Source organism: Pantoea sp. BJFS-204, assembly GCF_049310725.1.
GTDB classification, from domain to species: Bacteria; Pseudomonadota; Gammaproteobacteria; order Enterobacterales; family Enterobacteriaceae; genus Pantoea; species Pantoea agglomerans.
In genome coordinates this window covers 87,597-100,421 of sequence record NZ_JBMOWE010000005.1, presented here as the reverse complement: position 1 = coordinate 100,421, position 12,825 = coordinate 87,597, and the positions used below count along the sequence as shown (strand labels likewise).

Below are 12,825 nucleotides of genomic sequence, written 5' to 3'. Positions count from 1 at the left end.
GAGCAAAAGCAGCCAACGCCGCCACAGTGCGAAGTATGACGGCGGATAATTCTGGCCTAACAATTGGTGAGTAAACTCCCCTCATCTTTCTGAAGGAGATCAGCCATGCGCGTGTTACTGGTTGAAGATGATGAAATGATCGGCGCGAACCTGCAGCAGGCACTGGAGGGGGCGGGCTGGTCGGTGGACTGGGTGCGTGATGGCATCTATGCCCAGAATGCCTGGAGCGAAGGCGGCTACAGCTGCGTGCTGCTCGATCTCGGCTTACCGCGCGATGATGGCCTGCAGGTACTGCGCCGGGCGCGCGGGCGCGGCGACGCCACGCCGGTGCTGATTCTTACCGCACGCGACACGGTGGCGCAGCGGATTCAGGGACTCGACAGCGGCGCTGACGACTACCTGCTTAAACCGTTCGATTTACAGGAAGTCATGGCCCGGATGCGCGCGATTACCCGACGCAGCCACGGCGCAGCAGACTCGGTGCTGGGCAGCGGCGATGTGCAGCTGGATATGATGACCCGCGAAGTGCTCTACAAAGGACAGCGCGAGCAGCTTACGGCGCGCGAATATGCCCTGCTCTACGCCCTGCTGGAGCGGCCAGGCGCTATTCTGTCGCGCGAGCAGCTGGAAAATCGCATCTATGGCTGGGGCGATGAAGTCAGCAGCAACGCGGTGGATGTCCTGATCCACGGGATGCGCCGCAAACTGGATAACGACGTGATCCGCAATGTGCGCGGGCTGGGCTGGCGGGTACCGGCAATATGAAACCCTTCACCTTTATGCGTTCATTACGCAACAAATTACTCTCTACGCTGCTGATTATTCATCTGCTGATGATCGGCGGCGTCACCTGGTATTTCTTCAGCTGCTACGGCGATATGGTCGGCACCATGAAGGACGATCAGCTGGCAAAAATCGCTGATGCCTGGTCCACCAATAAACAGATGCCCGCCCTGATGCCGATGCTTATTGCGCCGGACAAGGCGAAGAGCGCCTTTGTGGTGCAGCTGTGGGACGATCGGGGGCAATTACGGGCCAGCTCATGGCCGGAGCTGCAGGCTCCGCTGCAAAATCAACGCGGCTATCGCGACGTGCATGTGGGTCAGTGCGACGACTGCGAATGGCGCATCTATACCCGGCCCGGCTTACCTGGCAGCGAGATAAAAACTATCCAGGTGATGCACAACCTCAGCTACATGAAGGCATTGATGGTCAAGCGGGCGCTGTCAGCGATCATTCCGTTGATCCTGATGATGCCGCTGTCACTGCTGGTGATCTGGCTGGTGGTGCGCAAGATCACCCGGGATCTTCAGGTCGCTTCGCGTCAGATTGCCGCGCAGGAGACGCACCATCCGCACAATGTCTCACCCGAAGGCTTGCCGGATGAGATCCTGCCGCTGGTGGCCGCCTACAACTCGCTGTTGAGTAAGCTGCGTGAGGCCTGGTCGTCGCAGCGTCAGTTCCTGGAAGATGCGGCGCATGAGCTGCGCACGCCAGTAACGGCGGTGACCTTGCAGCTGGAAAATCTGCGTCAGCACATCCAGCCAGGCGAAGCGAGCCGACAGTTCAGCCAGCTGGAAGCGGGCGTCACACGCACCCGTCATCTGGTCACGCAGTTACTCAATGTCTCGCGTCAGGATGACCAGAGCGTGGTCGCCAGCGTCGAGCATATCGAACTGGACGATCTGCTGAAAGAGAGCATTGAGCAGCTGATGGTGGTGGCAGATAAACGCGGCATCGATATCGGCTTTAATGGCTCCACGCAGTATCGTCTGCAGGCCAGCCGTTCCGAGCTGCGCAGCCTGTTCGATAACCTGATTGGTAACGCCATGTTGCACACGCCGGAGGGCAGCCTGGTCGATGTGCTGCTGCATCGGGTCGCAGGTAAAACAGTGGTCGATATTGTCGATAACGGGCCAGGCATGCCGGAATCCTTTATCGAACGCGCGTTTGACCGTTTTACCCGTTCGCCTGACGTTAAAGCCCAGGGCAGCGGGCTGGGATTATCCATTGTGCGCAACGTCGCACAGAAGCATCAGATTCACGTCGCCCTTTCCAATTGCCTGACGCCACAGGGTGCCATTTGTGGTTTGCAGGTTCGCGTCACCCTTCCCTGATCCCGCCCGTTTGATCACGAACCAGACAACGTAAACGGTTGCCTGGTTCCGTTCGATCCTGGTCATTATTGTGAAGCGCATCACATTTTAGCTGAATTGTAATGCAACACTTTTTGACAAACGTGAGCAAAATCTATTTTCTATCGATCTGTTACAGGCACGCTACGCGGGCTGAAGAACTGGCTGTTATTTGCTGTGAAACCCTCATTCCCATCAAGGGACCGATTTCTCTCTGACTGCGTCTGCTGTGCGGCGGTCAAAAGCATGTGGCTGATAATAATGAAATTTAAAACGTTGATAGCAGGTGCCGTGCTGGCATGTTCATTGAGTGGTGCTGCGCAGGCCGCTGAAAGCGATCCGCAGTATGTCTCCGACTGGTGGCATCAGAGCGTTAACGTGGTAGGCAGCTACCACACCCGTTTCGGACCGCAGTTTAATAACGACGTTTATCTGGAATATGAAGCGTTTGCGAAGAAGGACTGGTTCGATTTTTATGGCTACCTCGACCTGACCAACTTCTTCGGCGCAGGCAACAGCAACGCCAACGGCATTTTTGATCACGGTTCACCGATGTTTATGGAGATTGAGCCGCGCTTCTCTATCGACAAACTGACCGGCACCAGCCTGGCCTTTGGTCCGTTCAAAGAGTGGTATTTCGCTAACAACTACATCTACGACATGGGCCGCAACAGCGATAGCCGCCAGAACACCTGGTATATGGGTCTGGGCACCGATATCGATACGCACAGCGATGTCGGCCTGTCGCTGAACGTCTACGCCAAATATCAGTGGGAAAACTACGGTGCGGCGAATGAAAACAGCTGGGATGGCTATCGCTTCAAGGTGAAATACTTTGTGCCAATCACCACGCTGTGGGGCGGTAATCTGGGCTATGTGGGCTTCACCAACTTCGACTGGGGTTCCGATCTCCGCGATAAAGGCGGTTCATCACGCACCAGCAACTCCATCGCCTCCAGCCATATTCTGTCACTGGGTTACGATCACTGGCACTTCTCTGCGGTGGCGCGTTACTTCCACAACGGCGGACAGTGGGCGGATGGTCAGGAGCTGAACTTCGGCAATGGGCCGTTTGAAGTGAAATCGACTGGCTGGGGTTACTACCTGGTGGCGGGTTATAACTTCTGATTACGTGCGGCGGCCTGAATAGCGCCGCCGCGCTTTAATCCGGGCAGTTGCCATTAATTAATACGGCGCCGCAAATTGCGACGCCGGCTGGCCCGATTATTCCTGCGGCTTCTCGACGTTGATGCGCCATGGAATGTTGAACTTATCAATGAACATCGCGAATCCGTTCGACCAGAACGTCTCCTGCCACTCAGTTGTCACCTTGCCGCCTGCCGACAGTTTCTCAAACCAGGCTTTACCCTTTTCGACATCGTTAGTTGAGAGACTGACCGCGTAACCGGCATGCTCGGACGCTGGCGGCTGATCGGTGTTGCCATCGCTCAGCATCAGCTCACCGTCACCAATACGCAGCTGGGCATGCATGATCTTTTCTGGCGGCTGCGGCGCGGCAGACTGATCGCCGACCTGCTCACCCTGATCCGGCATATCACCGAATTTCATTTTAGAGAGCAACTCTCCCCCGGTTGCCTGCAGGTAAAAGTCGATAGCCTCTTCGCAACGGCCATAGAGAAACAGATAAGGACTGACTTGCATCGTAACCTCTATATTTGTCGGGTGGATTTTTTTCAGTACCTTAACAGTGTAGACGATCGACTTTACTTACTGATTTTACTGGCAATAACGGCGAAAGAGTTGTGCCATATAACTGCTCATTGGGGTCAGCGTCGTGTCTTTGCGCTGGATCAGATAGAAAATCGCTTTCGGCAGGGGTTCGTCGAGCATCAGCGCCACCAGCGACCGACCCAGAATCGGGTCGTCAATGACGTCGACCGACAGAATACTGATGAAATCGCTTTGCGCCACCAGGCTGGTGCAGGCCATAAAAGTTTCACAGGTCACCACGATTTTCGGGGCCATGCCGCGCTCGCCAAACAGATCGTGCAACAAGCGGTAGTAACTGCCTTTGGGCGTTGGCATCGTCCAGTCCGCCTGCTGTAACTCCGCCAGAGAACGCGCCTTTTCCAGCGGATGGCCTTTGCGCACCACCACCTTGTACTCGCGATCCATCATCCGCTCATACATCAGCTCCTGATCGAGATGGCTCTGATCGTAGGTATTAATGGTGAAATCGAGCGCGCCCTGGCGCAGTTCATGCACCATCGACACCAGCTGGCCTTCGACGATGCGCACCTTCACCAGCGGGTATTCGCGATGAAACTGGTTAATCACCTGCGGCATAATGGTGCGCGCCACGCTGCCACCGACGCCGATATTCACCTGACCGCCACCCAGTCCCAGCCGCTGCTGGATATCCTCTTCGGCGACCCGCAACTCCGCCAGCACCAGGCTGGCATGCCGAAAAAAGTTATCACCGATATCGGTTAACACCACGCCCTGTTGACGGCGGATAAACAGCTTTGCCCCCAGCTCGCGCTCCAGTTCCTGAATCGCTTTGGTTAACGCCGGTTGTGACAGCCCGGAAAGACGGCTTGCCGCCCGGATACTGCCCTGTCGCGCCACGTCAACGAAGGCGCGCAGCTGATGGAGCTTGAGATTGGCAGACATAATTTTGCGATAACCGTTGTTTATCAGTCACAAGATATTCGCATCTTATGCCGGTCAATACCATTGTGTAGATTCGGAACAGTGCATAAAAAATCAACAACGAGGAGAGAGCCGATGAACCCCCTTTCAGACCACGTCAGCGCCCGGCTGCCACAGCTGCAACAGTGGCGTCGCGACTTCCATCACTATGCCGAATCGGGCTGGCTGGAGTTCCGCACCGCCACCTTCGTCGCTGAAGAGCTGCATAAGCTCGGTTATCAACTGAAGCTGGGCCGTGAGGTCATCGACGCCGACGCGCGGATGGGCTTGCCCGACGAGGCAGTGCTGAAGCAGCAGGAAGCGCGCGCGCTGCAACAGGGCGCGCTGCCGCAGTGGATCAGCCACTTCTCCGGCGGATTCTGCGGCATCGTGGCAACGCTCGAGACCGGCCGTCCTGGCCCGGTGATGGGCTTCCGCGTCGATATGGATGCCCTGGATCTCAACGAGAGTCAGGCTGACGATCATCTGCCGCAGCGTGAAGGGTTCGCCTCCTGCAACGCAGGCATGATGCACGCCTGCGGACATGACGGCCACACCACCATCGGGCTGGGTCTCGCCTCGGTGCTGATGGCGATGAAAGATCAGCTCAGCGGCACGATTAAACTGATCTTCCAGCCCGCCGAAGAGGGTGTTCGCGGCGCAAAAGCGATGGTGGCGGCGGGCGTGGTCGATGACGTTGATCGCTTCACCGCGATTCATATTGGAACCGGCGTACCGGCAGGCGAAGTGGTGTGCGGCAGCGACAGCTTCCTCGCCACTACCAAGCTGGATGTTCACTTTACCGGCGTCGGTGCCCATGCGGGCGGTCGTCCTGAAGAGGGGCGTAATGCCCTGCTGGCCGCCGCACAGGCAACGCTGGCGCTGCATGGTTTAACCCAGCACAGCGGCGGCGTGGCACGGGTCAACGTGGGCGTGCTGCAGGCGGGAACCGGCCGCAACGTGGTAGCCGACTGCGCCCTGCTGAAAGTCGAAACCCGTGGCGTGACCAATCAGGTCAACGACGACATCTATCAGCAGGCGCTGCGGGTGATTGCCGGTGCGGCGGCGATGTATGGCGTTGAGCAGCAGGTCTCGCTGATGGGGGCCGCGCGCAGCTGTACCCCGACGCAGCCATGGGTTGATTTCATCCATCAGCAGGCGGACTCGCTCGGTATCTTCAACTCCGTGGTCGATCGTAAAGCGCAGGCGGCGGGTTCGGAAGATGCGACCTACATGATGGAACGGGTAAAGCAGCGCGGCGGTCAGGCCTCTTACGTCATTTTTGGCTGTGAGCTGGCGGCGGGTCACCACAATGCGAAATTCGACTTTGATGAGCGGGTGATGCCGGACGCCATCACGCTGCTGGCGACGCTGGCGCTGAACCAGGCGCAGTATGGGGGCTCACGATGATGGAAGACTTTATTGCCGACTATATCGCTCGTCATCAGCTTCGTTTCAGCACGCTCAGTGACGCCATCTGGGACACACCGGAGACCCGCTTTGCCGAAACCCGCTCGTCAGCCCTGCTTTCTGATGCGCTGGCAGAAGAGGGATTCAGAGTGGAACGCGGCGTGGGTGGCATCGATACAGCGTTTATCGCCAGTGCGGGCAGCGGCAAGCCGGTGATTGCCATCCTTGGCGAGTTCGATGCGCTGGCGGGCCTGAGTCAGCAGGCGGGCTGCGCCCGGCCACAACCTCTGGAAGCCAACGGCAACGGACACGGCTGCGGTCACAACCTGCTCGGCACGGCAGGTGTTGCGGCGGCCTGCGCCGTGAAAGCCTGGATGGAACAGCATCACACGGGTGGCACGGTTCGCTTTTACGGCTGCCCTGGCGAAGAAGGCGGTTCGGGCAAGACTTTTATGGTGCGCGAAGGGCTGTTTGACGACGTTGATGCCGCCGTGACCTGGCATCCGGAGGGGTTCAGCGGCATGTTCAATCTGCGCACCCTCGCCAATATTCAGGCGGCGTTCAGTTTCAAAGGGGTTGCGGCGCACGCGGCCAATTCTCCCCATCTGGGCCGAAGCGCCCTGGATGCCGTCACGCTGATGAATACCGGGGCCAATTTTCTGCGCGAGCATATTGTTCAGGAGGCACGTCTGCACTACGCCATCACCAACAGCGGCGGTGTTTCGCCAAACGTGGTGCAGGCCGATGCGGAGGTGCTCTACCTGATCCGCGCCCCGGAACTGCCACAGGCGCAGGCGATCTATGAACGGGTGATCAATATCGCCAGGGGTGCAGCGCTGATGACCGACACCACGCTGACCGTACGTTTTGATAAAGCCTGCTCGGATTACGTGCCGAATCGCGCGCTGGAAGCGGTCATGGAGCGTTATTTGCATCAGTTTGGTTTGCCCGACTACAGCGACGAAGAACGCGCGTTTGCGGCTGAACTGCGTGCCACGCTCACTGATGACGATCTGCGCAATGCCCGGCTCAATGCCGCCCGAACCGGTGGTGAAGCCGGTCACGCCTGGGCTGAACAATTGGGTGACAAGCTGTTTATGGATGAGGTCGCGCCCTATGCGGTCACACGTGATCTGCTTTATGGCTCCACCGACGTCGGCGATGTCAGCTGGGTGACGCCGACTGCACAGTGTTTTGCGCCCTGCTTTACCTTCGGCACGCCGCTGCACACCTGGCAACTGGTGGCGCAGGGACGCACCAGTATCGGGCATAAGGGGATGTTTCTGGCGGGCAAAGTGATGGCGGCCACGGTGCTAACGCTGTTAACGGATCGGCAGGCGCTGGCTGGCTGCCGGGCCGAGTTTGATCGGGTACGCGCCGCGCAGCCCTATCACTGCCCGATCCCGGCGGGGATCACACCAACAAAACTGGCCGAATGAGCCAACGGCCGTGTCTCTGACACGGACCACTATAAAAAAATATTGCAAACACTTCCCTGATTCAGCGGTGCCGGAACTGAACTCACCGCCTGTCGCACAACGCGACCGGCGTCAGGCCTTGCTACCGCCGATAAAAGGGACACAAGACGAGAACCAATACCATGGAAGCAACATCCGAGAACCGCAGTCCTGGCCGGCTCTTCAGCTGGATCGAGCGCGTGGGGAATAAAGTCCCCAACCCGTTTTTACTGTTTGTCTATCTGATCGTGGTGCTGATGGTGGCGACCGCCATTATCAGCGCGCTGGATCTGGCGGTGAAGAACCCGAGCAACGGCGAAATCGTGCGGGTGAATAACCTGCTGAGCGTCGCAGGCATTCAGTGGATCCTGCCAAATATCATCAAAAACTTCAGCAGCTTTACCCCGCTGGGATCGATTCTGGCGCTGGTGATTGGTGCCGGACTGGCGGAAAAGGTCGGCCTGCTCCAGTCGCTGATGGTGAAGATGGCGTCACGCGTCAGCCGCCGTTATGCCAGCTACATGGTGCTGTTTATCGCCTTTTTCAGCCATATCTCCTCGGATGCCGCGCTGGTAGTGATGCCGCCGCTGGGCGCACTGATCTTTCTGGCGGTGGGCCGTCATCCGGTGGCGGGCCTGCTGGCCGCCATTGCCGGTGTGGCCTCCGGCTTTACCGCCAACCTGCTGATTGTCACCACCGATGTGCTGCTCTCGGGCATCAGCACTGAAGCGGCTAAAGCGGTCAGCGACACGGTGCATGTCAGCGTCATCGATAACTGGTTCTTTATGGCCACGTCGGTGATTGTGCTGACGATTGTGGGCGCGCTGCTGACCGATAAATTTGTCGAGCCGCGACTGCCAAAGTGGCAGGGCAACGGCGAGAAGCTGGCGGCGCTGACGCCGCTTGAAAACCGCGGTCTGCGGGCTGCCGGGATCGCCGCGCTGCTGTTTATCGCCCTGATGGCGCTGCTGGTGGTGCCGGAAAATGCACCGCTGCGCAATCCCGCCACCGGCGCCATTATTCCCTCGCCTTTTATTCAGGGCATTGTGCCGATCATCATTCTGTTCTTCTTTGTGGTGGCGATTGCTTATGGCGTGGTCACCCGACAGATCCGCCGTCCGGATGATATCCCGCTGTTGCTGGTCGATCCGATGAAGGGCATGGCGGGTTTTATCGTGATGGTGTTTCCGCTGTCGCAGTTCGTGGCGTTCTTCAACTGGAGCAACATGGGCAAATTCATGGCGATCGGGCTGACTGATGTGCTGGAGAGCGCAGGCGTCAGCGGCGCGCCCGCTTTTCTCGGCCTGATGTTCCTGTCGGCGTTTCTCTGCATGTTTATCGCCAGCGGTTCAGCCATCTGGTCGATTCTGGCGCCGGTCTTTGTGCCGATGTTTATGCTGCTCGGCTTCCATCCCGCCTTTGCCCAGATGATTTTCCGCATCGCCGACTCCGCCGTGCTGCCACTGGCACCGATGTCGCCGTTTCTGCCATTGTTTCTCGCCTTTTTGCAGCGTTACCAGAAAGATGCGCAGCTCGGCACCTATTACGTGCTGATCTTCCCCTATCCGCTGGTGTTCTTTATCAGCTGGATAGCGCTGCTGCTGGTGTGGTATCTGCTGGGTCTGCCGATCGGGCCAGGCGTCTGGCCGAAACTGCCATAAAGCACAGTGCCACCGATGAATGTTTCATCGGTGGCACGTTTTATTTTTTGTTAAACGGCGTGCAGGGAACAACGGCTCATTGCGCCGCCAGCTCCTTAAAAAATTCCGGGTTTTTCTGGATAGTGACCAGTACTTTAGCTGCCAGCCCGGTCGGGTTACGCCGTCCGGCTTCCCAGCTCTTTATGGTATCGAGGCTGGTTCCCAATGCCGTCGCCATCTCACTCTGTGAGACGTTAAGCTGTGCCCGGATAGCCTTCACGTCGGCAACCGCGTAACGGGTAACACGACCGGGCTCCCTGATACCGTTTTTGATCTCCACAGCCTCTTCCAGCGATGCTTTCAGCTCGTCAAAAAAACTCACGTTACACCTCATCTTTCAGTAATTGTGTCAGCTTCTTCAGCTCAGCTTTTTCCGCGTCCGTGAAAAGGTGTCATAAAGCAAGGCTATGATAACGCAAGGACGCCATTTGCATCCATGCGCTCCTGCCCCCGCGTTACCGGACTGAGAGACAGTCCGGAGTTCGCTGCAATCAGATTCTGGCCTGGTCGCCGCTGCCGGAGTGCGCCTGCCACGGATGGCAAAACCTGCAACGTACGTTGCTAAATAGTCAGCAACGACCCTCTCGGCAACGGCGGATGAATTGACTATTCTGCTATTTCTTCGCTTGCTAACGGTTAACTATTTTAATAAGCCTCCGACCGGCTGCGAGTCGTCTCCACACTGCCTGAGGTTCACGCTGACATGACCACCTCCTCCACCAGCCTGCCACCGATGAACGCTTCATCGGTGGCCCGTAACAGCTTAGCCGCTCGTGTTGATGCGCTGCCCTCCTCCGCCGGATTGTGGCGCTTTATTACGCTGCTGGCGCTGGGCGGCTTTTTTGAGCTTTATGACCTGTTTGAAACCGGCTACATCAGTACCGGCCTGCTGTCGGCGGGCGTATTTCACACGGGTGCGGCAGGCGTGCTGGGCTTCTCCGATCAGGCGGCCTTCGCCTCAGCCACTTTTCTCGGTCTGTTTTTTGGTGCCAGCCTGCTGGCACCCTACGCTGACCGCTTTGGTCGCCGTCTCACCTTTATGTGTGCGCTGCTGTGGTACGGGCTGTTTTCACTGCTGATGGCGTTCCAGCAGAGCGCAGAGATGATTATTCTGTTCCGCTTTCTGGTGGGGATCGGGCTGGGCGTCGAGCTGGTGACCATCGACACCTATCTGTCGGAATGGGTGCCGACCCATCTGCGCAGCCGCGCCTTTGCCTTCTCCTTTTTCGTGCAGTTTTTATCGGTGCCGGCCGTGGCGCTGATGTCGTGGTGGCTAATTCCACAAACGCTGTTCAGCCTTGAAGGCTGGCGCTGGGTGGTCATTGCGGGCGCGGTCTGCTCGCTGGTGATCTGGCTGGTGCGCAGGAACCTGCCGGAGTCGGCGCGCTGGCTGGCGCAGCAGGGTCGTCATCAGGAGGCGCATCAGGTGCTGTCCACGATGGAGCAACGCTGCGGCATCCCGGCAGGACCCGCTTTTTCAGCCGACGACGCCGCGGCGCAGCTGCCAAAACGGGGGCGCTTCAGCGAGATCTGGTCACCCGCTTACCGCAAGCGCACCCTGATGCTGGTGGTGATGAATTTTTTCCAGGCGATCGGCTTTTTCGGCTTTGGTAACTGGCTGCCTGCGCTGCTGTCAGGCCGAGGTGCCACGGTGACGCACAGTTTGCTTTATGCCTTCTTCATCACGCTGGCCTATCCGCTGGGATCGCTGATCTGTAGTCGCTACGCCGATAAGCTGGAAAATAAGTGGCAGATTGTCCTGTCGTCGCTGATGACGGTGGTGTTCGGCACGCTGTTCGCCTTCCAGACGCAGCCGGTATTGCTGATTCTCTGCGGCTTCCTGATCACCTGGTCCAACGCCTGGCTGACCTTCAGCTTCCACGCCTATCAGACCGAGATTTTCCCGACCCATATTCGTGCGCGGGCGGTCGGCTTCTGCTACTCCTTCAGCCGTCTCTCTACGGTATTCAGCAGTATTTTGATTGGGGTGATCCTGCAGTATGCCGGTACGCCAGGCGTGATTACCTTTATCGTGCTGAGCATGGTGATGGTGATGCTGTCGGTAGGGATTTATGGGCCGAAAACGCGCGGTATCGATCTGGAGAATATCTAAAAGAAAAGGCCGTCATCCTGATGATGACGGCCTTTTTTACTGCCGATTATTTGCCTTCCAGTACCCGGATATCTGCACTGCCCAGCCGATCTTTCTCATCTTTACGCAGCTCAGCGACCTGTTTCGCGCTGACTGGCTCCGACGCCTTGTTGCCCCAGCTGTTACGCACGAAGTTTACCACGTCCGCCACCTGCTGATCGTCAAGACGCCAGCCAAATGCTGGCATAGTAATGGTCGACGGCGCGCCATTTACGCCAGGCAACTGTCCGCCCACCAGCACGATATGGATCAGTGAGGTCGGATCGTCCGCCAGCACCACCGGATTACCGCGCAGCGCCGGATAGAAACGTTTATAGCCGCTGCCATCGGTTTTATGGCACGCCGCACAGCTGTCGACGTAGGTGGCTGCCCCCGTCGCACTGTCGTCACCTTTCCACAACGCTTTGGCGGTGGCGTCATCGACGCTGAAGGCTGCCTGATGGGGATCTTTCGCGCCCAGCGACTTCAGATAGCGCGCAATCGCCGTGATATCGGACTCGCTCAGGTGCTGCAGGCTGTGTTCCACCACGTCGGTCATGCCACCAAAAGCTGCGGTCTGATCGTTGCGGCCATAACGCAGGAACTGACGCAGGTCCTCTTCGCTCCAGCGACCCAGTCCATCGCGGTTGTCACCACGCAGATTGCTGGCGGTCCAGCCATCAATCGGTGCGCTGCTACCCGCCAGATAGTCGCTGCCCTCATTGTTGGTCAGCGCCTTCTCCTGCATCGTGATGCTGCGCGGCGTGTGACAGGCCCCGCAGTGACCCAGTCCTTCTACCAGATAGCGACCACGTGCCAGCACCGGATCTTCCTGGGCTGCAGGCTGGAACGCTTTCACGTCGGGCGCAAAAATCCCGCGCCAGATCGCCAGCGGCCAGCGCATCGACAGCGGCCAGGGAATGTCGCTCTCCCGGTTTGGCTGCCCGACCGGCGCGACGCCATGCATGAAGTAGGCGTAAAGCGCCTTCATGTCTTCATCGCTGACCACTGCATAAGAGGGATATGGCATCGCCGGATAGAGCGTATCGCCATTTTTCGCCACGCCCTGACGCACCGCTTTCTGGAAGTCGTCGTAGCTGTATTCGCCAATGCCAGTCGCGGGATCGGGCGTAATGTTGGTGGAGTAGATGGTGCCAATCGGTGTTGCCATCGGCAGCCCACCGGCAAAGGCCGCGCCGCCTTTGCTGGTGTGGCAGGCCACACAGTCACCGGCTCGCGCCAGATACTCACCCCGTTTAACCAGATCGTCCTGGCTGCTCTCCGCCAGGGCGGCGAACGTCAGGGAGCCAAGAATCAGAGCCAGAATGCCATTTTTCATC

Annotated in this window: 11 protein-coding genes; 7 read left to right on the top strand and 4 right to left on the bottom strand. The window is 58.2% G+C overall.

Annotated features, from left to right (window positions below; all coding sequences use genetic code 11):
• The first annotated feature begins 105 nt into the window (after positions 1-105).
• From ACO6VX_RS15155 to ACO6VX_RS15145, 3 genes are all read left to right on the top strand, one after another.
• Positions 106-765 (top strand): response regulator, encoded by a 660-nt coding sequence (locus tag ACO6VX_RS15155; protein WP_010252086.1) that lies wholly within the window; start codon positions 106-108, stop codon positions 763-765.
• Complete coding sequence (locus tag ACO6VX_RS15150; protein ID WP_010252088.1) at positions 762-2,117, top strand: sensor histidine kinase; 1,356 nt, start codon at positions 762-764, stop codon at positions 2,115-2,117. The genes ACO6VX_RS15155 and ACO6VX_RS15150 overlap by 4 nt, the downstream gene beginning before the upstream one ends.
• A gap of 279 nt (positions 2,118-2,396) precedes the next feature.
• Positions 2,397-3,263, top strand: coding sequence for a nucleoside-specific channel-forming protein Tsx (locus tag ACO6VX_RS15145; RefSeq protein WP_010252090.1), 867 nt, complete (start codon positions 2,397-2,399; stop codon positions 3,261-3,263).
• Between the two features lie 96 nt (positions 3,264-3,359).
• On the opposite strand, the gene yjdN is transcribed toward ACO6VX_RS15145, so the two are convergent.
• Both yjdN and ACO6VX_RS15135 read right to left on the bottom strand, forming a co-directional pair.
• Entirely contained in the window at positions 3,360-3,797 is a 438-nt protein-coding gene (gene yjdN / locus ACO6VX_RS15140) for a VOC family metalloprotein YjdN (protein WP_022625240.1), read from the bottom strand.
• A gap of 75 nt (positions 3,798-3,872) precedes the next feature.
• Positions 3,873-4,769 (bottom strand): LysR family transcriptional regulator, encoded by an 897-nt coding sequence (locus ACO6VX_RS15135; RefSeq protein WP_193585620.1) that lies wholly within the window; start codon positions 4,767-4,769, stop codon positions 3,873-3,875.
• Positions 4,770-4,883: 114 nt separating this feature from the next.
• On the opposite strand from ACO6VX_RS15135, the gene ACO6VX_RS15130 reads away from it, so the two are divergent.
• From ACO6VX_RS15130 to abgT, 3 genes are all read left to right on the top strand, one after another.
• Complete coding sequence (locus ACO6VX_RS15130) at positions 4,884-6,197, top strand: M20 family metallo-hydrolase (protein WP_422431754.1); 1,314 nt, start codon at positions 4,884-4,886, stop codon at positions 6,195-6,197.
• Positions 6,194-7,636, top strand: coding sequence for a M20 family metallopeptidase (locus ACO6VX_RS15125; protein ID WP_061901845.1), 1,443 nt, complete (start codon positions 6,194-6,196; stop codon positions 7,634-7,636). Before ACO6VX_RS15130 ends, ACO6VX_RS15125 begins: the two co-directional genes overlap by 4 nt.
• 161 nt (positions 7,637-7,797) lie before the next feature.
• Positions 7,798-9,315: a p-aminobenzoyl-glutamate transporter gene (abgT, locus tag ACO6VX_RS15120; RefSeq protein ID WP_422431752.1), complete on the top strand. Its 1,518-nt coding sequence runs from the start codon at positions 7,798-7,800 to the stop codon at positions 9,313-9,315.
• 76 nt (positions 9,316-9,391) lie between these two features.
• Here abgT and nadS read toward each other — a convergent pair whose 3' ends face one another.
• Entirely contained in the window at positions 9,392-9,676 is a 285-nt protein-coding gene (gene nadS, locus ACO6VX_RS15115) for a NadS family protein (protein ID WP_022625237.1), read from the bottom strand.
• 381 nt (positions 9,677-10,057) lie between these two features.
• Here nadS and ACO6VX_RS15110 point away from each other — a divergent pair, with 381 nt between their 5' ends.
• On the top strand, positions 10,058-11,467 hold the full coding sequence (locus ACO6VX_RS15110; RefSeq protein ID WP_010252107.1) for an MFS transporter: 1,410 nt from the start codon (positions 10,058-10,060) through the stop codon (positions 11,465-11,467).
• Between the two features lie 46 nt (positions 11,468-11,513).
• Here ACO6VX_RS15110 and ACO6VX_RS15105 read toward each other — a convergent pair whose 3' ends face one another.
• Positions 11,514-12,824 (bottom strand): c-type cytochrome, encoded by a 1,311-nt coding sequence (locus ACO6VX_RS15105; RefSeq protein WP_033780611.1) that lies wholly within the window; start codon positions 12,822-12,824, stop codon positions 11,514-11,516.
• Position 12,825: the final 1 nt, after the last annotated feature.